The sequence below is a fragment of the Thauera chlorobenzoica genome (genome assembly GCF_001922305.1).
GTDB lineage: Bacteria > Pseudomonadota > Gammaproteobacteria > Burkholderiales > Rhodocyclaceae > Thauera > Thauera chlorobenzoica.
In genome coordinates, this window is record NZ_CP018839.1 from 1,485,317 (window position 1) to 1,506,096 (window position 20,780).

The 20,780-nt window shown below is 66.1% G+C and carries 17 protein-coding genes; 12 read left to right on the forward strand and 5 right to left on the reverse strand.

From position 1 onward, the window contains the following. Positions 1–706: 706 nt before the first annotated feature. Positions 707–2,029 carry an ISL3 family transposase gene (locus tag Tchl_RS07020; protein ID WP_075147430.1) on the forward strand — a complete coding sequence of 441 codons (1,323 nt, stop codon included), beginning with the start codon at positions 707–709 and terminating at the stop codon, positions 2,027–2,029. Here the strand turns inward: Tchl_RS07020 and tdiR are convergent. Both tdiR and tdiS read right to left on the reverse strand, forming a co-directional pair. After that, entirely contained in the window at positions 2,017–2,697 is a 681-nt protein-coding gene (tdiR, locus tag Tchl_RS07025; protein ID WP_075147769.1) for a two-component system response regulator TdiR, read from the reverse strand. The genes Tchl_RS07020 and tdiR overlap by 13 nt on opposite strands. A 57-nt stretch (positions 2,698–2,754) precedes the next feature. Further along, entirely contained in the window at positions 2,755–4,401 is a 1,647-nt protein-coding gene (gene tdiS / locus Tchl_RS07030; protein WP_146060820.1) for a two-component system sensor histidine kinase TdiS, read from the reverse strand. 451 nt (positions 4,402–4,852) lie between these two features. On the opposite strand from tdiS, the gene Tchl_RS07035 reads away from it, so the two are divergent. The 11 genes from Tchl_RS07035 (at position 4,853) to Tchl_RS07085 (ending at position 17,829) form a co-directional block, all read left to right on the forward strand. Continuing rightward, positions 4,853–6,457, forward strand: coding sequence for a DUF1302 domain-containing protein (locus tag Tchl_RS07035; RefSeq protein WP_075149627.1), 1,605 nt, complete (start codon positions 4,853–4,855; stop codon positions 6,455–6,457). Positions 6,458–6,485: 28 nt separating this feature from the next. Next, on the forward strand, positions 6,486–7,838 hold the full coding sequence (locus Tchl_RS07040; protein WP_075147771.1) for a DUF1329 domain-containing protein: 1,353 nt from the start codon (positions 6,486–6,488) through the stop codon (positions 7,836–7,838). Between the two features lie 106 nt (positions 7,839–7,944). Next, positions 7,945–9,084: a WD40/YVTN/BNR-like repeat-containing protein gene (locus Tchl_RS07045; RefSeq protein WP_232311684.1), complete on the forward strand. Its 1,140-nt coding sequence runs from the start codon at positions 7,945–7,947 to the stop codon at positions 9,082–9,084. After that, positions 9,084–11,624: an efflux RND transporter permease subunit gene (locus Tchl_RS07050; RefSeq protein ID WP_083945174.1), complete on the forward strand. Its 2,541-nt coding sequence runs from the start codon at positions 9,084–9,086 to the stop codon at positions 11,622–11,624. The genes Tchl_RS07045 and Tchl_RS07050 overlap by 1 nt, the downstream gene beginning before the upstream one ends. A 19-nt stretch (positions 11,625–11,643) precedes the next feature. Further along, positions 11,644–12,081, forward strand: a complete 438-nt coding sequence (locus Tchl_RS07055) for a universal stress protein (protein WP_075147773.1) — start codon at positions 11,644–11,646, stop codon at positions 12,079–12,081. A gap of 119 nt (positions 12,082–12,200) precedes the next feature. Further along, entirely contained in the window at positions 12,201–12,962 is a 762-nt protein-coding gene (locus Tchl_RS07060) for an electron transfer flavoprotein subunit beta/FixA family protein (protein ID WP_075147774.1), read from the forward strand. 144 nt (positions 12,963–13,106) lie between these two features. Next, the gene (locus Tchl_RS07065; RefSeq protein ID WP_075147775.1) at positions 13,107–14,054 is read left to right on the forward strand and encodes an electron transfer flavoprotein subunit alpha/FixB family protein; all 948 of its coding nucleotides are present in this window, start codon (positions 13,107–13,109) and stop codon (positions 14,052–14,054) included. Between the two features lie 215 nt (positions 14,055–14,269). Then, on the forward strand, positions 14,270–15,394 hold the full coding sequence (locus Tchl_RS07070; RefSeq protein WP_075147776.1) for an NAD(P) transhydrogenase subunit alpha: 1,125 nt from the start codon (positions 14,270–14,272) through the stop codon (positions 15,392–15,394). A 14-nt stretch (positions 15,395–15,408) separates the two neighbouring features. Beyond that, positions 15,409–15,714: an NAD(P) transhydrogenase subunit alpha gene (locus tag Tchl_RS07075; RefSeq protein WP_075147777.1), complete on the forward strand. Its 306-nt coding sequence runs from the start codon at positions 15,409–15,411 to the stop codon at positions 15,712–15,714. After that, complete coding sequence (locus Tchl_RS07080) at positions 15,711–17,090, forward strand: NAD(P)(+) transhydrogenase (Re/Si-specific) subunit beta (RefSeq protein ID WP_075147778.1); 1,380 nt, start codon at positions 15,711–15,713, stop codon at positions 17,088–17,090. Before Tchl_RS07075 ends, Tchl_RS07080 begins: the two co-directional genes overlap by 4 nt. A gap of 220 nt (positions 17,091–17,310) precedes the next feature. Continuing rightward, positions 17,311–17,829, forward strand: coding sequence for an O-acetyl-ADP-ribose deacetylase (locus Tchl_RS07085; protein WP_075147779.1), 519 nt, complete (start codon positions 17,311–17,313; stop codon positions 17,827–17,829). Between the two features lie 10 nt (positions 17,830–17,839). Here the strand turns inward: Tchl_RS07085 and Tchl_RS07090 are convergent, their stop codons facing one another. Genes Tchl_RS07090 through Tchl_RS07100 form a run of 3 tightly spaced genes read right to left on the reverse strand, consistent with a single transcriptional unit; the run spans position 17,840 to position 20,670 of the window. Further along, entirely contained in the window at positions 17,840–18,784 is a 945-nt protein-coding gene (locus tag Tchl_RS07090; protein ID WP_075147780.1) for a ribose-phosphate diphosphokinase, read from the reverse strand. A 40-nt stretch (positions 18,785–18,824) separates the two neighbouring features. Continuing rightward, the gene (locus Tchl_RS07095; protein WP_075147781.1) at positions 18,825–20,045 is read right to left on the reverse strand and encodes an exo-beta-N-acetylmuramidase NamZ family protein; all 1,221 of its coding nucleotides are present in this window, start codon (positions 20,043–20,045) and stop codon (positions 18,825–18,827) included. A gap of 4 nt (positions 20,046–20,049) precedes the next feature. Next, the gene (locus tag Tchl_RS07100) at positions 20,050–20,670 is read right to left on the reverse strand and encodes a DOMON-like domain-containing protein (RefSeq protein WP_075147782.1); all 621 of its coding nucleotides are present in this window, start codon (positions 20,668–20,670) and stop codon (positions 20,050–20,052) included. Positions 20,671–20,780: the final 110 nt, after the last annotated feature.

A 20,780-nucleotide genomic window follows, 5' to 3' on the forward strand; every position in this document is an offset into this window, starting at 1 on the left:
CGGCCTCAATATTGAATGTGAGTCGAAGTCGCGGCCGGATCGATCGCCGGCAGTCGCTGCTTCATAACGGTGCCCATGGGACTAACTTAGGCCGCACAGGATCGTGCAGCAATTGGTGTGAGCACCTAAGCATAGGGGGCGGCCCCTAGGGCATCCCGTCCCCCAGGCGTTACCGGAGGGGACCGTTAAAGGGCTGATTTCTATGGAGCGTTTCACCGGGGTGCGGGGCTGCGGGAAAGCTGCCGACCGGCCCGGAGCCGGCTGCAGGGCGGCCCGATTGCCTTGCCGAGCGGGAGTCCCGCCGGGCCGCGAAGCGCATGCTTGCTGCTGGCGGGACGGCGACGAAGAAGGACCCATGCCGTCGGGCCCTGTCCGGTCCGCCGCGGTCGGTGCATGGCCGTTCATAGCGGTGATGCCGTGCGGTTGAAGCCTGAGCCGGCGAGGTTTCACCGGGCGGGCAATCGAATGCCCGCGAGCGCTGCTGACGGGCTCGGCACGAAGGCAGACGTGGCCATTGCCGCACTCCACGAAGCTCGCGCGCTTGGTGACTTCCCGCGCTACGCGGCAGTCCGGCAGGCGCTGCTTCCCGGCAGGGGTTGCCGGCCACAGTCGCTGGCTCTATGCCGTTTCCAGTGGAAATTGACTTCTCAACAAACATGATCTTCGGTGGTCCAACCGCCCGACACTGACGCCGACCTCGCACCCGATGAACAACCAGATCGAAGCCCTCTTCACCACCGCACTTGGCCTGCAGCCGCCCTGGCAAGTCGCCAAGGTCGAGCTCAACACGGCCAAGCGGCGCATCGACTTCGAGGTCGAGCACACCGGCAAACGTGCGACCTGCCCGGCATGCGGGGTCGAGCAGCAGTTGATCCATGATCGCGTGCGCCGCAGTTGGCGACACCTGGACTTCTTCCAGTTCGAAGCCTGGCTCCATGCCGAGGTGCCGCGCGTGCAGTGCTCGGGCTGCGGCAAGACCACGCAGTTGCCGGTGCCGTGGGCACGCGAGGGCAGTGGCTTCACCTTGCTGTTCGAGGCGCTGGGCCTGTCGCTGTGCCGGGAATTGCCCGTGCGCCAGGCCGCCAATCAGATGCGGGTTGCACCAAAGCGGCTGTGGCGGCGGGTTCGCCACTACGTCGAGGTGGCGCGAGCCAAGGACGACATGTCGGGCGTGCGCCACGTGGGCATCGACGAGACCAGCGTCAAGCGTGGGCACCAGTACATCACCGTGGTGCATGACCTGGCGGCCAAGCGTTTGCTGTTCGCCTGCCCCGGTCGTGACCATCAAACCCTGGGGGCCTTTTCGGAGGACATGCGCGCGCATGGCGGCGATCCGGTCACCATCGAACACGCCTGCATCGACATGAGCGCGGCGTACGCCAAGGGGATCAGTCAGTCGCTGCCCAACGCCCAGATCAGCTACGACCGCTTTCACGTCGTGGCGCTTGCCAACGCGGCGATGGATGAGGTGCGACGCGAAGAGATGCGCAGCTCGGCCGCCGCCGTCCGCGAGGCGGTGGGCGTGCATAGCAAGAAGACCCTTCGCCAACTGCTGTGGGGCATGCGCAAGGACTCGGCGAGCTGGACTCGGGCGCAGTTCGAGGCGATGCACTGGCTGCAGCGCTCGAACCTGAAGAGCGCACGGGCCTGGCGACTCAAGCAGGCCCTGCGGCTGGTCTACCGCGAGGCGCGGGACAGCAACAGCGAAGAGCTCGCCCTGGGCGCATTGACGAAGTGGATGAGCTGGGCTCGACGCTCGCGGCTCGAGCCGTTCAAGCGCTTGGCGGCCACGTTGAAAGAGCATCTCGGCGGTGTCGTGCACGGCATGCTCGACGGGCGCAGCAACGCCTACGTCGAGGCGATGAACGGCCTGCTTCAGAAAGCGAAGACCGCCGCCCGAGGCTTCCGGGATCCCGAGAACTTCATCGCGATCGCCTACCTGCGAATGTCCAAGCTCGAGCATCTACCGAAGAACCCTCTGGTGCCGGCCATCCCCCGCGACTACGGGCGCTACCGTCATGTTTGTTGAGAAGTCAATTTCCACTGGAAACGGCATAGAGCCCAGTCGCTGCAATGACTGCTGCCGCGCATGGCGAAGTGCATTAGATCGCCGGTGGATTTGAGCCCGAGCTTGCTGATGATGCGTCCGCGATGCGCTTCAACGGTCTTGTAACTGATGCCGAGCAGCTTGGCGATTTCCTTGCTGCTGCTTCCGGAAACGACCTTGTCCAGAATTTCCATTTCCCGTTGCGACAGGGTGGAGAGAAGGTCGAGGCGCTTCTGCTTTTCATTCTGCTTGTCCGCCATCTCCCGGTTCAGGGCAAGGGCGGCGTTTACCGCGTCGAGCAGGTCCTGGTTCCGGTACGGCTTCTGGAGAAAGTCGAAGGCACCTTTCTTTACCGCCTGGGCGCCCATCTGGGCGTCGCCGTAAGCCGAAAGGAAAATGATCGGCAGCTTGAAGCCTCTTTCCGACAGCGCCTGCTGCAATTGCAGACCGCTGACGTTCTGCATTCTGACATCCAGGACCACGCAGCCATGGGTGCATGAGATGTCGGCATCGAGGAAATCCTTCGCAGATTCGAATGTCCGGACATCCAGCGAGATCGAATTGAGAAGCCAGGTCAGCGAATCCCTGACGGACGCTTCGTCGTCCACGACAAAAACAGTCGATGTATTTCCGGTTTTAGTGGCTTGCATGAGTGTCTCCTTCCCGTGCCGATGGTTTCGCCATTTCTCGGATATTGCGGATATCTCTCATATTGGCAATGTGAACTGGAATTTCGATCCGCGCTCTCCGGTTTTCGAAAAAGAGAGCTCTCCGCCATGCGATTCGATGATCGACCGGCAAATCGTGAGCCCGATTCCGAGCCCGTCCGGTTTGGTCGTGAAGTAGGGCTCGAACGCACGTTTTGCTGCGCGCTTCTCGACCCCGATTCCATGGTCCTGGACGAATATTTTCATCGATCTTCCGTCCGGGGAGATTTCATTTCCGATGGTCAGTATGCGCGACTCCGGTTCCATTTCAGACATTGCCTCAATGCCATTTTTCACCAGATTGAACAGGACCTGTTGAATCTCGATCTTGCACAGGGGGACGGGTGGGGGAGAGGGTATCAGCTGCAGATTTACGGTAACGTTGTGCCGGTGGACGTCGAAGCTGAGAAAGGAGAGAGTGTCCTGAATGACTTCGTTGATATTCTCCGGCGTCCTTTCCGGCGCGTGCTTGCAGACGAAATCCTTCACCCGCCGCAGGATTTCACCAGCCTGATCGAGATGCGTGATCGCCAGGCCGAGCGATTGGGATATCTCCGCGGCTCCGCTGATGTGCTCGAGCCGGAGGCGGCAGCCTTGCAGGTAGTTGAGTGCGGAAACGAGGGGCTGGCCCATCTGGTGTGCCAGCGCGGCAGCCATTCCGGCCATTGCATTGATGCGCCCGAGGCGGGTGAGCTCCGCGTGGCGCAGCCTTTCCAGTTCCTCGATCCGTTTACGGTAGGTGATGTCGGTGAAGGCGGCCACGACCATTTTTTGCCCCTTCAGCTCAAGCAACGATGAACTGACGCTCAGCCATCGCTGCTTGCGACTTTCTTCTTCACGCATGCCGATTTCGATGTTCTTGATCGAATCTTTTTGAACGCCGTGAATCCGCCAGGGCAATCTTTTTTTTGCGACTCTTGTCCCGTCGCTGAGGAAGAAGCGTTGTGGCAGTTGTTGCCAGGTGATGGGCGGCTTCTCGGGTGTTCCCACCAGTTCGGTGAACTGGCGGTTGGCTTCGAGGATCCTGCCGCCGTCATCAGTGATCGATATCCCGATTGGAAGCATGTGGAACAGCTTCTCGTATTTTTCCCTGTGCTCATTCGCAACGTCTTCGGCCCGCTTGCGTGTCGCGACTTCCTGCTCGAGTTTGCTGACATGCTTGTGCAGCTCGAGCGTCCGCTGGTGGACCAGGATTTCCAGTTTCTCGACGCTGGCCTTCAGGTCGTCTTCGGTGCGCTTGTGTTCGGATATGTCCTGAACGACCCAGATCGAACCGAGACGAGGGTTGGATGAATCGAGCAGGGAACCGGTGACGATGCACCATACGACCGACCCGTCTTTGCGAATGATTGGGCGTTCGTCCTTGAACGTGTCGTGGCGCTCGAAGAAATGACCATAGTTTTCCCCGATGGTCCGAAATGATTCGTCGGTTGGATAAAGCAGCCGTACCGATTTGTTGTCGAGCTCACCTCTTGCGTATCCGAATAATTCCTCGAACCGGGTATTGCAGCGAACGAACGCACGATTGCGCAGATGGCAAATCGCCAGCGGTGTGTTGCGAAAGATGACTTCGTAACCGGTGGCGGAATCGTTCCCGTGGTCCACTTCCATTTCCGCTTCGGTTGATGCAATTGCGTTTCCACTCACGGAGCCTGCCTCCTCTGCCTCTGTGCATCGTTTGATCGTGACCCGCAGGCTCTACTGCGCTGCGGACGCTCGGGCGGCCCTGTTTTCGCGAGAACCTGCTTTCTTCCGGGGCTGTGCCCGGAGTCGGGCATGGACATAGGGTTGCCCCTAGGTGTTCGAGTGCTAGCACCAATTGCCGGTTCTCTGCAAGGTCCTTAGCTTACATCCATGGGCGCATGGCTGAGCGGTCCCGGAAAATCATCGCCTGAAGTCGCTTCGGAGCGTCACGGGATGGCTGGAGCGTGATCCACGGGGCGACAAACATAATCAGAACATCTCAACTGAACGGTCGTTCAGTGTGAGGATAACACCAGGAGGAAGCATGGAGGCAAGAAGTAAGCTGGAGCGACGCCAGTGCGGTAGCAGGGCGGCGAGAAAGGGGCTTGCAGCGTTCGTGATCGGTGTGCTCGGCATGGGCGGAACGGCTATTCCTGAGGCGCATGCGTTCACCATCGACACGGGCAATTCCGACCTGTCGGTGCGCTGGGACAACACGCTCAAGTACAACGCGAGCTGGCGGGTCGAGGAGGCGGACGGGCGCGGTCCCGCCTCGGATGCGGGGGCGCAGATCAACACCAACGACGGCGACCGCAATTTCAGCCGCGGCCTGATTTCGAACCGTCTCGACCTGCTCTCCGAATTCGATCTGCGCTACCGCAACAACATGGGTTTCCGCGTCAGCGGCGCCGCCTGGTACGACCAGGTGTACAACGAATCGAACGACCGCAGCCAACGTTACGCCTGGTCGCTCAACCAGCGCTCGGCCGATTTCGACGAATTCACCACCGCCACCGAAAAACTCCACGGGCGCAAGGCGGAGTTCCTCGACGCCTTCGTCTATGGGCGCACCGAGATCGCCGGCAAGGGCCTGAACCTGAAGGCGGGGCGCTTCACCCAGCTCTACGGCGAGACCCTGTTCTTCGGCGCCAACGGCATCGCCGGCGCCCAGACCCCGCTCGATCTGGCCCGTGCGCTGTCGGTGCCGAACTCGCAGTTCAAGGAAGTCGCGCGCCCGGTCGGCCAGGTCTCGGCGCAGCTGCAGCTCAGCCCCGACCTCTCGATCGGCGCCTACTACCAGTACGAATGGCGCGACTCGCGCCTGCCGGGGGCGGGCAGCTACTTCGCCTTCGCCGACTTCCCCGGCGCCGGCGGCGAGTTCCTGTACGGGCCGTTCGGGCCGAACGGCACGCTGCGCCGGGGCGATGACCTGGATGCGAAGGACTCCGGTCAGGGCGGTATTCAGGTCAAGTTCCGTGCCGGCGACACCGAGTACGGGCTGTACGCCGCCCAGTTCCACGACAAGCTGCCGCAATTCTACATCCGGCCCGGGGTGAACGCCGATCCGGGGCGCGGCATCGATGGCGACTACGTCCTCGTCTATGCGGAGAACATCCGCACCATCGGCGCCAGCTTTGCCACGCTGGTGGGGGAGACCAACGTCTCGGGCGAACTGTCGTTCCGTGAAAACCAGCCGCTGGTCGCCACGGGCAACGTCGCGCTCGGCCTGGGCGGGGCGGACAACGACGATGATGCCACCTTTCCGAAAGGCAAGACGATGCACCTGAGCCTGTCGGCAATCAGTGTGTTGCCGGCCAATGCGCTGTGGGACGGGGCCGCCTTCGTCGGCGAGTTCGCCTACAACCGGGTGCTCAGCGTCACCGACAACCGGGCCGCGCTCGACCCGAATGCCACCCGCGAAGCCAGCGCGATCCAGTTCGTGTTCACGCCGGAATATTTCCAGGTCATGCCCGGGCTCGATCTGCAGGTGCCGATCGGCGTCAACTACGGCCTGGCCGGACGCTCCTCGGTCAATGGCGTGCTGTTTCCGGCGGAGAACGGCGGCAGCCTGAGCATCGGGGTGAAGGCCGATTACCGCAAGACCTGGCAGGGCGGGCTGAACTACACCCACTACGTCGGCTCCTCGGGTTCGATCGTCAATCCGGCCGGCGAGCTGTCCTATGACAATTTCCACGGCGACCGCGACTTCGTGTCGCTCACGATCCAGCGCACGTTCTGATTCTTATAAAACGACCGAGGAGATCAAGATGCTGAAAAAGACCTTGCTGTGTGTCTCCATCCTGGCGCTGAGCGCCGGCATGCAGAGCACGATGGCCGCGGTGAGCGCGGACGAAGCGGCCAAGCTCAAAACCTGGCTGACGCCGCTCGGCGGCGAAAAAGCCGGCAACAAGGACGGGACCATCCCGGCGTGGACGGGCGGGCAGACCGGCCCGGTCGCGGGGCCGAAAGTGGGCGACATCCCGGTGAGCCTCTTCCCGAATGAAAAGCCGTTTCTGCAGATCACCGCGGCGAACATGGCCCAGCATGCGGACAAGCTTTCCGAAGGCACGCAGGCGCTGCTCAAAAAATTCCCGGAAAGCTTCAAGGTGAACGTGTATCCGAGTCACCGCACGATGGCCGCGCCGGCTTACGTCTATGACAACACTTTCAGAAATGCGACGGAGTGCAAGCTCGTGGACGGCGGTCGCTCAGTCACTGGCTGTTTCGGTGGCATTCCGTTCCCGATCCCGCAAACTGGAGTCGAAGTGGTCTGGAACCATCTGCTGCGCATCGAGCCGGAATCGATGTCGTACGGTTTCAAGAATTTCGTGGGCTCGGTTGATGGGGCGCGCACGTTGGCGACGCGCAACGATCAGCACTTCCAATATCCCTATTATTACAATGACGGTGCGGCTGATAAGTGGTCGGGCGAATATTCCCTGATGCGTTTCAATACCACGGCGCCCTCCTTCAAGGTGGGCGAATCGATGGTGATCCGTGACAGTATCGATCCGGACAACGCGCGCAAAACATGGCAGTACCTGGTCGGCCAGCGCAGGGTGCGGCGCGCGCCGACGGTCGCCTACGACACGCCGGACTTCGTCGCCTCGGGTGCGAACTATTTCGATGAGGTGATCGGTTTCTTCGGCCATCCCGACCGCTACGAATGGAAGCTCCTCGGCAAGCAGGAGTTGTACGTGCCGTACAACAACAACGCATTCGTGACCGCCGGTGAGGACGAAGCTTTTATCAAGCATCATGCCAATCCGGACCTGATCCGCTGGGAACTGCACCGGGTATGGGCCGTCGAGGCAACGGTCTCAGCCGGGAAGCGTCACGCGGTGCCCAAACGGCGGTTCTATTTTGACGAAGATAGTTATGCGTTACTGATGCTCGACGGCTTCGACGCCGAGGGCACGCTGTGGCGTACATCGCAACTCCTGCCGTTCGTCGTGCCGTCGGTACCGGCTGTGCTCGTGAAACCGGTCATTGTCTATAACCTGCAGGCGGGCACGATGAGCGCGGTGCAGGCCCTCAACGGCGAAGCCTTTAATGTCGTCACGCGTCGGCCGGAGACCTTCTTCACCGGTGACTCGATCGCCGCCGACGCTGCACGCTGATCTTCACCTTTCAGATCGGGTTTTTCGTTGTTGAACGACGTTCCGTCCACGGCGCGGCCCCCCGGGCCTGCTGCCGGGTGACGGAGCGCGCATGAGAGTAGGCCACATGGTTCTGAACATTGCGCTGCGGCCCCTGGTGGCGGCCACCCTTTTGAGCTTGATCTGCCCGCTGGCGACCGCTGCGACCGCTGCGCCGGCCGCGGCCGCGCCGGCGACGACCGGCCAGCCGGTGCCGGACCTGCTGGAGCTGCCGGCCCGTGCCGATGTGCGCGCCACCAGCACGGTCCAGCTGGCGGTGACCCGGGCGGGCGAGCGGCTGGTGTCGGTGGGCGCGCGCGGCACCGTGCTGCTGTCGGACGACGGCGGAGCGAGCTGGCGCCAGGCGCGCGCGGTGCCCGCGAGCGTGGCGCTCACCGACGTCTGCTTCGTCGATGACCAACGGGGCTGGGCGGTCGGCCACAGCGGCATCGTGCTGCATTCGCGCGATGGGGGCGAAACCTGGGTGCGCCAGCTCGACGGCCGCCAGGGCGCACAGGCGGCGCTCGAAGAAGCCCGCGCGCTCGAAGCGGCGGGCGCGGACGGGGCCGAGCGACGCCTGCGTGAGGCCCAGGCGATGGTCGAGGACGGCCCGGACAAGCCGCTGCTGGGCGTGCATTTTGCCGACGCACGCCGCGGCTGGGCAGTCGGCGCCTACGGCCTGGCGCTCACCACCGACGATGGCGGCCAGTCCTGGCAGGCCTTCATCGCGCGCCTGCCCAACCCGCGCGGCAAGCACCTTTATCAGGTGCGCGCCGACGGCGCCCGCCTGCTCATCGCCGGCGAGCAGGGCGCGCTGTTTCGCTCGGACGATGGCGGGGCATCGTTTGCCGAAGTGCGCACCCCCTACCCGGGCACCTTCTTCGGCGTCCTCGCGCTCGGGCCGGACACGCTCTTGGCCTACGGCCTGCGGGGCAACGTCTGGCGCAGCGGCGATGGGGGCGCGAACTGGGCGCAGATCGCCCTCGACCAGGAAATCACCCTCACCAGCGGCCTGCGCCTGGCCGACGGCGCCGTCGTGCTCGCCGACGAGAGCGGGCGCCTGCTGCGCAGCGACGATCAGGGGCGCAGCTTTCGCGCGCTCGAGGCCAAGGCCCCCAACGCGGTCACCGCCCTGGTGCAGATCGAGGGCGGCGCCCTGGTGCTGTCCGGCGCACGCGGCCTGAACCGCGTCGATGCCGCTCAACTCGTCGTTACGGAACGCAAATAATGGCTGTCGCACATTCCCTTCCGGCCGAAGCGGTGATCGCCAACCTGGCCGACTTCGATGCGCGTTCGGGCTCGCTGGCCGAGCGCGTGCTGTTCAACAACCGCCTGGTGATCGTCCTGCTGTGCCTGCTGGCCACGCTGGTGCTCGGCTATCAGGCGCTCGGACTGAAGTTGAACGCCGCGTTCGACAAGATGATCCCGACCAGCCACCCGTACGTCGTCAATTTCCTCGACAACCGCAGCCAGCTCGCGGGCATGGGCAACAGCCTGCGCATCGCCGTGGCGGTGAGCGAAGGGGACATCTTCGACGCACAGTACCTCGACACCGTGCGCAAGCTCAGCGACGAGCTGTTCCTGCTGCCCGGCGTCGATCGCCCCTACATGAAATCCCTGTGGGCACCCGCGGTGCGCTGGACCGGAGTCACCGAGGAAGGGCTCGACGGCGGCCCGGTGATCCCGGACGACTACGACGGCTCGCCCGAATCGATCGAGCAGGTGCGGGTCAATGTCGAGCGCTCGGGCGAGATCGGCCAGCTCGTGGCGGCCAACTATCAGTCGAGCATCCTGCTCGTGCCGCTGCAGGACAGGATCGCCGAGACCGGCGAGCGCATCGACTACCACGCGCTCTCGCAGCGCATCGAGGCGCTGCGGGCGAAATACGAGTCGGACACGATCCGCATCCACGTCACCGGTTTCGCCAAGGTGGTGGGCGATCTGATCGAGGGCCTGCTGCAGGTGATGGTGTTCTTCGCCATGGCGATCGTGATCTGTACCGCGGTGCTGTACTGGTACACCCGCTGCCTGCGCAGCACGCTCCTGGTGGTGTCGTGCTCGGTGGTGGCCGTGGTGTGGCTGCTGGGCCTGTTGCCCACGCTGGGCTACGAGCTCGACCCCTACTCGGTGCTGGTGCCCTTTCTCGTCTTCGCCATCGGCATGAGCCACGGCGCGCAGAAGATGAACGGCATCATGCAGGACATCGGCCGCGGCACGCACAAGCTGGTGGCGGCGCGCTACACCTTCCGCCGCCTGTTCCTGGCCGGCATGACCGCGCTCTTGGCCAACGCGGTGGGCTTCGCGGTGCTGATGGTGATCGACATCCAGGTCATCCAGGATCTGGCGATCACTGCCAGCATCGGGGTGGCAGTGCTGATCTTCACCAACCTCGTGCTGCTGCCGATCCTGCTCTCCTACACCGGGGTGAGTCCGATGGCGGCCCAGCGCAGCCTGAAGGCCGAGCTCATGGAGGCCAGCGGGACGCATGACAAGCACCCGTTCTGGGCCTTCCTCGATCTCTTCACGCAGCGTAAGTGGGCCTCCATCGCGGTGCTGGCCGGGCTGGCGATGGGCGCGGTGGGGCTCGCGGTGAGCTTTCAGCTCAAGATCGGCGACATCGACCCGGGCGCGCCCGAGCTGCGCCCGGACTCGCGCTACAACCGCGACAACGCCTTCATGACCGCCAACTACGCCGCGAGCAGCGACGTGTACATCGTCATGGTGCGCACGCCCCAGTACGCCTGCGGCCAGTACGACACGCTGATGGCGGTCGATGCGCTCGAGCGCGAGCTGCAGCAGCTGCCCGGGGTGGAGACGACCAGCTCGCTGGCCGGGCTGGCCAAAGTGGCCAACGCGGGCATGAACGAGGGCAGCCTGAAGTGGTTCGAGATCCCGCGCTCGCAGGACATGTTGAACGCGATCATCACCCGCGCCCCGCGCGAGATGTTCAACCAGAACTGCGATCTGCTCACCGTCTATGCCTACCTGAAGGATCACAAGGCCGACACGCTCAAAAGCGTGGTCGAGGTGGTCGAAGCCTTCGCCGCGCGCCACGGCACCGAGGAGGTGCGCTTTCTGAACGCGGCGGGCAACGCCGGCATCGAGGCCGCGACCAACATCGTGGTGAGGAAGGCCAACGTGCAGATGCTGTTCCTGGTCTATGCGGCGGTGATCGTGCTCGCGTTCATCGCCTTCCGCTCGTGGCGGGCGGTGGTGTGTGCGGTGGTGCCGCTGACGATCACCTCGATGCTGTGCGAAGCGCTGATGGTGTGGCTCGACATCGGCGTCAAGGTCGCCACCTTGCCGGTGATCGCGCTCGGGGTCGGGGTCGGCGTCGATTACGCGCTCTACGTGATGACGGTCACCCTGGCCCGGCTCAAGGAAGGCATGAGCCTGTCGGACGCCTATTACAAGGCGCTCACCTTCACCGGCAAGGTGGTGGTGCTCACCGGCATCACACTCGGCATCGCCGTCGCGACGTGGGCGTTCTCGCCGATCAAGTTCCAGGCCGACATGGGCATCCTGCTCGCGTTCATGTTCATCTGGAACATGCTCGGTGCGCTGATCCTGCTGCCCGCGCTCGGGCATTTCCTGCTGCGGCCGAAACAGGCCGCGCAGCAAGACCGTACAGACCTTGCCGACGTGGCCGATGCGCGGACCGCAGGGTATGCGGCTCCCGCCGCGGTGCGCTCGTCCGCAAGCCCCGAGCTCGAGCAACGCGAGCCGGTGGAGAGCGCTGCTGCGGTTCTCCAAGAATCCACGATTTGATCCCACCCTGGAGCTGGATGTGTTTCGTCACTTACTTTGTCCGCTTGACGGCTCGCCTCTTTCCGGCCGCGCCATCGAGAAGGCCGTGGCGCTCGCGCGCGAGATTGGCGCCGAGCTCACGTTCTTCTATGCCAAATCCGATCCCGGAACCTTGCTTTACGGTGAATCGGAGTTGTCGCGGGTGATGGATCCCGAGGGCTACGCCGCACGTGCCGAAGCGCATGCAAGGTCGATTCTGTCTGAGGCGCTGGCGGCGGCGGAGGGCGTCCGCTGCCAGGCGATCGCGGTGAGTGCGGGCGAACCCTACGAAGCAATCATCGCAACGGCCGAACAGAAATGCTGTGACCTGATTGTGATGGCCTCGCACGGGTATCGGGGGGTAAAGGGGCTGTTGCTCGGATCGCAGACCCAAAAGGTTCTGCTCCATTCCAAGCTTCCGGTCCTCGTTTATCGCTGAACCGTAGGCGCTCCGGCCCGGCCGCCAAAAATACGCTGAGCGCGAAGTTCGCCGTGCTGAAGAGCGGCGGATCGGCCGACCCCGGTCGCCGGGCGCAAGAAAAACACTCTGGAGCAAGCATGAAGATCCTGATCCCTGTCAAACGCGTGGTCGACTACAACGTCAAGGTGCGCGTGAAGGCCGACGGCAGCGGCGTGGACATCGCCAACGTCAAGATGAGCATGAACCCGTTCGACGAGATCGCGGTGGAAGAGGCGGTGCGGCTGAAGGAAGCCGGCGTGGCGACCGAAGTGGTGGCGGTCACCTGCGGCATCGGCGCGTGCCAGGAGACCCTGCGCGCGGCGATGGCGATCGGTGCCGACCGCGGCATCCTGGTCGAGTGTGGTGAGCTGAGCGACGTCGAGCTGCAGCCGCTGGCGGTGGCCAAGCTGCTGAAGGCGGTGTGCGACAAGGAAACGCCGAACCTGGTGATCTGCGGCAAGCAGGCGATCGACGACGACGCCAACCAGACCGGGCAGATGCTGGCGGCGCTGGCGGGCTGGCCGCAGGCGACCTTCGCCTCGAAACTGGTGCTCGAAGGCGGCCGTGCGCAGGTCACACGCGAGATCGACGGCGGGCTGGAAACCCTGTCGGTGAGCCTGCCGGCGGTGGTCAGCACCGACCTGCGCCTCAACGAGCCGCGCTACGCCACTCTCCCCAACATCATGAAGGCGAAGAAAAAGCCGCTCGACACGGTCAAGCCGGCCGAGCTGGGCGTCGATGTGGCGCCGCGCCTCACCACGCTGAGCGTGTCCGAGCCGCCCAAGCGCAGCGCGGGCGAGCGCGTCGCCGACGTCGCGCAGCTGGTCGACAAACTGAAGAACGTAGCGAAGGTGATCTGAGATGACGACCCCCATATTTTCATGGAGGGCCGGCTTTGCACAGCCGGCCCGTTCCGCAGGCGTGGAGCTTTGCTCCACGAATTCCCTGCTCCACCCCCCCAAGGGGGCGGACACCCTCCTTGGGGCGGCCCGGCGGAGGATGTCATGACCATTCTCGTCATTGCCGAACACGACAACCATTCGATCAAGGCCGCCACCCTCAACACCGTGAGCGCGGCGGCGAAGCTGGGCACGCTGCTGGCAGCGGACATCCACGTCCTGGTGGCCGGTGCCGGCTGCGGCGCGGCGGCCGAGGCGGCGGCGAAGATCGCCGGCGTGGCCAAGCTGCGGGTGTGCGATGCGCCGCACTACGAGGCGCAGACCGCGGAGAACGTCGCCGAGCTGGTGCAGGGGCTGGCCGGCGACTACAGCCACGTCCTCGTGCCGGCCACCTCGGCGGGCAAGAACATGCTGCCGCGGGTGGCGGCGCTGCTCGACGTTGCCCAGATCAGCGACATCGTCGCGATCGAATCGGCCGACACCTTCGTGCGTCCGATCTACGCCGGCAACGCGCTGGCCACGGTGAAGAGCGCCGATGCGATCAAGCTCATCACCGTGCGCACCACCGCGTTCGATGCCGCGGGCGAGGGGAGTGCCGCCCCGGTCGAGGCGGTCGCCGCTGCAGCCGACCTGGGCGTTGCCGCCCTCGTCGGGCGCGAGATCACCAAGAGCGCCCGCCCCGAGCTGGGAGCGGCGAAGATCATCGTCTCCGGCGGTCGCGGCCTGGGCAGCGGCGAGAACTACCACGCCCTGCTCGAGCCGCTCGCCGACAAGCTCGGTGCCGCGCTCGGCGCCAGCCGCGCCGCGGTCGATGCCGGCTACGTGCCCAACGACTACCAGGTCGGCCAGACCGGCAAGATCGTCGCCCCCCAGCTCTACATCGCGGTCGGCATTTCGGGCGCGATCCAGCACCTGGCCGGGATGAAGGACTCGAAGGTGATCGTGGCGATCAACAAGGACCCCGAAGCGCCGATCTTCCAGGTCGCCGACTACGGCCTGGTGGGCGACCTGTTCGAGACCGTCCCCGAACTGGCGGCAGCGATTGCACGGTAGCCCGGGGGCGGGATGCCCGAAGCCATACGTTCATGAAGTGTCATCCGGCGGCGCTTGCCACTCCTTCTCCTCCCGCGCCGCCATTTTTGGCCGGTTCATCGGATTGACCGGTGAACCGGCCGCTTTCTCTGTTGTGCAACCAGCATATTTGTCCGTCGCACCCGCGCTGCCCGCTCCCCAGGCTGTGCGGCCCTCGGCATGAAAGGAAACAGGCGATGCCATTGACGATAGGAATACCGACTGAAGTTGTAGTGGGCGAGCGCCGCCTGTGCGTGGTACCGGATGTGGTCCGAAAATATCGGGAGCTCGGCGCCCAGCTGCTGATGCAATCCGGCGCCGGCGTATCTGCCCATCTCGGTGACGACATGTTCGCCGACGTCCGTTTCGCCGCGAGTGCGGGCGAGGTGTTTGCGGCCGCCGATGTCGTACTGTGCGTGCAGCCTCCCCGCACGGAGTCCATTGCGGCGATGAAGCCAGGCAGCGTTCTACTGGGCCTGCTGCAGCCGTGGTCGAGCGAGGAGCGCGTCCGGCTGTTCATGGAGCGGGGCATCACCGCCTTCGCGATGGAGCTTCTGCCGCGCATCTCGCGCGCGCAGAGCATGGATATCCTGTCGAGTCAGGGGGCGGTCGCCGGCTACGAGTGCGCGCTGATCGCCGCCGACCATAGCCCGAAGTTCTTCCCGATGCTCACCTACGCGGCCGGTACGATCCGCCCGGCGAAGGTGCTCGTGATCGGCGCCGGAGTCGCGGGGCTGCAGGCGATCGCCACCGCGCGGCGTATCGGCGCGATGGTCGAGGCCTATGACGTGCGCCCCGAGACGCGCGAGCAGGTCGAGTCGCTCGGCGCCAAGTTCATCGACACCGGCGTCGCCGCGGCGGGCAGCGGCGGCTACGCGCGCGAGCTGACCGACGAGGAGAAGGCGAAGCAGGCCGAACGCCTGGCCAGGGCGGTGGCGCAGTGCGACGCGCTGATCACCACCGCGGCGCTGCCCGGGCGGCCGGCGCCGCGCATCATCGGCGCGGACATGATCGCGCGCATGAAGCCCGGTGCGGTGGTCGTCGATATGGCGGCCGACACCGGCGGCAACGTCGAAGGCACGGTGGCCGGCGACAAGGTGTGGATCAACGACGTGCTCGTGATCGGCCCCACCCACATTCCCAGCCGCATGCCGGTGCATGCGTCGGAGATGCTCGCCAAGAACCTGTTCAACTTCATTTCGCCCTTCATCCGCGACGGCGCGCTGGCGCTCGACTGGGAAGACGAAGTGATTTCCGGCAGCTGCCTCACCCACGCCGGCGAAATCCGCCACCCCGGGGTGAAGCAGGCGCTCGGCCTGTAACGGAGGATTCAGACATGGATGGCTTTACCGCACTGTACATTTTCATGCTGGCCGCATTCACCGGGTACGAGGTGATCTCGCGCGTGCCGGTGATCCTGCATACGCCGCTGATGTCGGGCTCGAATTTCGTGCACGGCGTGGTGCTGATCGGGGCGATGGTCGCGCTCGGCCATGCCGATCCGGAAGACCCGGTGCAACTGGCGATCGGTTTCGTCGCCGTATTCCTGGGCGCGGCCAATGCCGCGGGCGGTTACATCGTCACCGAACGGATGCTGGGCATGTTCAAGGCCGGCGGCCGCAAGCAAGGAGGCGCGCAATGACGTCGAACTGGTTCGTGAACATGGCGTATTTCGTCGTCGCGGTGGTGTTCATCCTCGGCCTCAAGGCGATGGCTTCGCCGGTGAGCGCGCGCCGCGGCATCGTGTGGGCGGGCTTCGCCATGGTCGGCGCCACGGTGGTGACCTTCTTCACCCCGGGGCTGCACAACGTCGGCCTGATGGTGCTGGCGATCGTGCTCGGCGGTGGGGTCGCCTGGTACAGCGGCAAGATCGTCAAGATGACCGACATGCCGCAGATGGTGGCGATCTACAACGGCATGGGCGGCGGCGCCGCGGCGGGGATCGCCGCGATCGAGCTGGTGCGCGGCGTGCCTCACGACGGCGTCACCTCCACGCTGCTGGCGCTGGGCGCGATCATCGGTGCGGTGGCCTTCTCCGGTTCGTGCGTGGCGTTCGCCAAGCTGCAGGGCCTGATGACCAAGGCGATCCGCCTGCGAGCGCAGAACAACGTCAATTTCTTCCTCACCCTGGCGACGTTTGGGGTGGGCCTCACCGTGGCCTACGCCGACGCCCCGGGCGGCTTCGAGATCTTCCTCTTCTTCGCCCTTGCGCTGGCGCTGGGGGTGGTGCTGGTGATGCCGATCGGCGGTGCCGACATGCCGGTGGTGATCTCGCTCTTGAACGCCTTCACCGGCCTGGCGGTGGGCTTCAAGGGCTTCGTCATCGGCAACCCGGCGCTGATCGTGGCCGGCATCGTGGTCGGCGCCTCGGGCATGCTGCTCACCCAGTTGATGGCGAAAGCGATGAACCGGCCGATCAAGAACATCATCTTCGCTCCGCTCACCGGCGCCGCGGCTGAAGGCGGCGAGGCGGTCGAAGGCACGATGCGCGAGCTCTCCGCGATGGATGCGGCGGCGCTGATGCGCTACGGGCAGAAAGTCATCATCGTGCCGGGCTACGGTATGGCGGTGGCCGGCGCCCAGCACAAAGTGTGGGAGATGGCGCAACTGCTCGAAGAAGGCGGCGTCGAGGTGGCGTTCGCGATCCACCCGATCGCCGGCCGCATGCCCGGCCACATGAACGTGCTGCTCGCCGAAGCCGGAGTGCCCTACGACAAGATCTTCGATCTGGAGGAGATCAACGCCGACTTCGCCCAGGCCGACGTGGCGCTGGTGATCGGCGCCAACGACGTGGTGAACCCGGTGGCGCGCACCGACAAGTCGAGCCCGATCTACGGCATGCCGATCCTCAACGCCGACCTCGCGCAGAATGTCATCGTGGTCAAGCGCGGCAAGGGCGCGGGCTACTCGGGGATCGAGAACGCGCTGTTCTACAAGGACAACTGCCGCATGCTGTACGGCAGCGCGCAGGAGGCGATCGGGCAGGTGATCCAGCACGTCAAGGCGCTGGAGGTCTGAGCAAGGAGGGGCGAACCGAGAGCATTCGAGGTACTGCCGGGGGCATTGTCTTGGTAGCCGTGGCGTTCTGCACGGCCGGCAGGCGGTGACGGTGCAGGCGTCGCGGGGTAGCATCGGTCCTGCCCGCCACCCCTTCTGCCGTTGTCGGGGGTAGCCCTCGATGCCCCCCTGCGGATGCCCGCTCGTGCAGGGGGACTCTCGCATCTGTGGAGACCGCATCATGACAACCTTGCTCCGGGCCATCCAGGCCGACATCACCACCCTCGCCGTCGATGCCATCGTCAACGCCGCGAACACCTCCCTGCTCGGCGGTGGCGGGGTCGATGGGGCGATCCACCGCGCCGCGGGGCCGGAGCTGCTCGCCGCCTGCCGCCCGCTCGGCGGTTGTCCGACCGGGGAGGCGCGCCTGACCCCGGGTTTTCGCCTGCCGGCGCGCTTCGTGATCCACACCGTCGGTCCGGTGTGGCACGGTGGCGGTGGCGGGGAGGCCGCGCTGCTCGCTTCCTGCTACCGGCATGTGGTCGAGCTCGCGGTCGCCGCCGGGGTGCGCTCGCTCGCCTTTCCGGCGATCAGCACCGGCGTCTACGGCTATCCGGTGGAGGCGGCCGCGCGCATCGCGGTCGATACCGTGCGCGCGGCGACGGCGGCGCAGGATACGGTGCGTGAAGTCGTGTTCTGCTGCTTCTCGGCGGCCGACCGGCGGATCTACGAAGCCCTGCTCGGGGCCGCCGCGGCCTGAGTTGCGGGCGCTATTCGAACAGCGCGCCCACGCTCTGGCCGCTGTGGATGCGTTCGATCGCGGCGGCGAAGAGCGGGGCGACGTCGAGCACGGTGAGCTTGTCGAGGCGCTTTTCCGCCGGCAGGTGGACGGTGTTGGTGACGACGATGGAGTCGAGCGCCGCCTCGCGCAGGCGTTCGATCGCCGGGCCGCACAGCACGCCGTGGGTGGCGGCGGCGTGGATGCTGCGCGCGCCGGCGGCGTGCAGGGTGGCGATCGAGGACAGCAGGGTGCCGCCGGTGGCGATCTCGTCCTCGAAGATCACCGCGTCGCGGCCGGCGACTTCGCCCACCACGTGGCCCTGCTTCACCGCGGTGTCCGATACCCGGCGCTTGTCGATGATCGCCAGCGGAATGCCGAGCGCTTCGGAGAAGCGCCCGGCGCGCTTGGCGCCGCCGGCGTCGGTGGCGACCGCGACCATCTGCGCCAGGTCGTGGCGGTTGCGGAAATGCTCGGCGATGATCGACACCGCGGTCAGGTGGTCCACCGGCACGCTGAAGAAGCCGTGCACCTGGTCGGCGTGCAGGTCCATGGTGAGCACGCGGTCGGCGCCGGCGGTGTGCAGCAGGTCGGCGATCAGCCGCCCGGTGATGGAGATCCGCGGCGCGTCCTTCTTGTCCGAGCGCGCGTAGGAGTAATAGGGGATCACCGCGGTGATGCGCTGCGCCGATGCGCTGCGCAGCGCATCGAGCGTGATCAGCAGCTCCATGATGTGCTCGCTGACCGGCTCGGTGAACGACTGCACGACGAAGACGTCGCGTTCGCGCACGTTTTCCCGCACCTGGACGCGCAGGTTGTCGTTGGAAAAGCGCGAGATGTCGAGTGCGCCCGGGCGCAGGCCGAGGCGCTGGCTGATGTCGCCGGCGAGTTCGCGGCTGGCGTTGCAGGCGAAGATCTGGAGTCCGTGCTTGATCATCGGTCGAGGCCTCCTGTCGTGCCGGGGTGGCTGCGGGCGCTCAAGAATAGAGCAGGAAGGGGCGGCGCGTCTCGTCCCAGGCGGCTTCGTCGGCGCGGGCGGGCGCATCGAGATCGGCGGGGACGGCGGCGGCATCGTCCACCCATTCGCGCAGCAGCGGGGAGCCGTTGATGAGGTCGATCGGGAGGCGGTCGAACTCGTACTCGTAGGCGAACTCGCGCCACAGCGGGTAGCCGGGATGGAGCGCGCGGATCGCCTTGAAGGCGAGCGCCTGCAGGCGCCAGGGGCGGAACGCGGCGTGGTCGTAGTGCGCCGGATCCTCGACGTGGAGCTGCACGCCGCGGCACAGGCGCCCGGCGTGCTTGTGGAAGGTGGGCTCGAACCAGCATTCGCGCAGCACGCAGCCCTGCAGCCAGTGCGGCGCCAGGCGGCGCATTTCGGCGATCAGGGCGCGCGCGTCGAGATCGGGGGCGCCGAACAGCTCGAGCGGGCGGGTGGTGCCGCGGCCTTCGGACAGGGTCGTGCCTTCGAGCATCACGGTGCCGGCATAGCAGCGCGCCATCGACAGGTTCGGGGCGTTCGGGCTGGGGTTGATCCAGCTCCGTGCGCCCAGCGGCCAGCCGTAGCCGGGGGCGGCGGCGGGCTGCCAGCCGTCCATCGGGATCACCGCGCAGTCGACGTCGAGCCGCAGCGTGGCGACGAACCAGCGCGCCAGCTCGCCCATCGTCAGGCCGTGGCGCATCGGCAGCGCCCCGGCGCCGACGAAGCTTTCCCAGCCGGCGCGCAGCAGCGTGCCTTCCACCGGCCGGCCGGCCGGGTTGGGGCGGTCGAGCACCCATACCGTCTTGCCGTGTTTCGCCGCTTCTTCGAGGACGTAGCGCAGCGTGGTGATGAAGGTGTAGATGCGGCAGCCGAGGTCCTGCAGGTCGACCAGCAGCACGTCGAACGTGTCCATCATCGCCGCGCTCGGGCGGCGCACTTCGCCGTAGAGGCTGAACACCGGGATGCCGTGCGCCGGGTCGACGAAGTCGGCCGACTCGACCATGTTGTCCTGCTTGTCGCCGCGCAGGCCGTGCTGCGGGCCGAAGGCGGCGGTGACGCGCAGGTCGGGCAGGGCGGCGAGGGCGTCGATCGAGTGGGTGAGCTCGCGCGTCACCGACGCGGGGTGGGCGAGCAGGGCGATGCGGCGACCGGCGAGGGGGCGGCGCAGCGCCGGGTCTGCGATCAGGCGCTCGAGGCCGAAGCGGATCGACGCAGGCATCGGCTCAGCCCGCGTCCCGGTGCGCCGTGGTCAGGCGCAGGGCGAAGGTTTCGCGGGCGTGGAAGTCGGGCTGGGCGGCGACGTGGCGCACCGCCCAGTATTCGTGCTGCCCGTCCGCGCGCTCGATGACCGCGGCGAGGCCGACCGGCAGTTCGGTGCCGGCGGGCACCGCGGGCAGCAGCGCGGCGGGGACGTGCGCGGTCAGCGTGAGGCCGTCGCCGTGGCGCGCGCAGCGCAGCTGCGGTTCGGCACCGGGGCGGAAATCGGCGATGCGCTCGCGCCAGGCGCGGAAGGCGTAGGCCGCCCATTGTCCGGAGGGCGAGAAGTTGAACTCGCGGTAGCCCTCTTCGCCGGGGACGCCGAGGAAGGCCTCGAAGCAGGTGTGGCGCCACAGCCCGTCGGCGGGGCCGGGCGGCTGCGCGGCGGGGATCTTCAAGGCGTCGAGGCGGCACTCTTCGAGGCCGAACTCGAACACCGCGCCGCCTTCGGCCGGGGCATACATCGTCGCCAGCACGCGGCCGACCGGACCGCCGCCCGGCGTGGCCGCATCCGGGCCGAAAGGGTGGGGGCGCAGGCCGACGGTGATGGTCGGAACGCGGGGAGGGGCGTGGTGGGGAAGGCTCACGGTGATCGGGATGGTAGCGGGGGCGGGAGGGGGCCGGGCGAAGGCCGTGCGAGGCGCAATGGTAGCCGGTTCGACGGTGCCGTGCGCGCGCCGCGCCGGTCGCGCCGGTC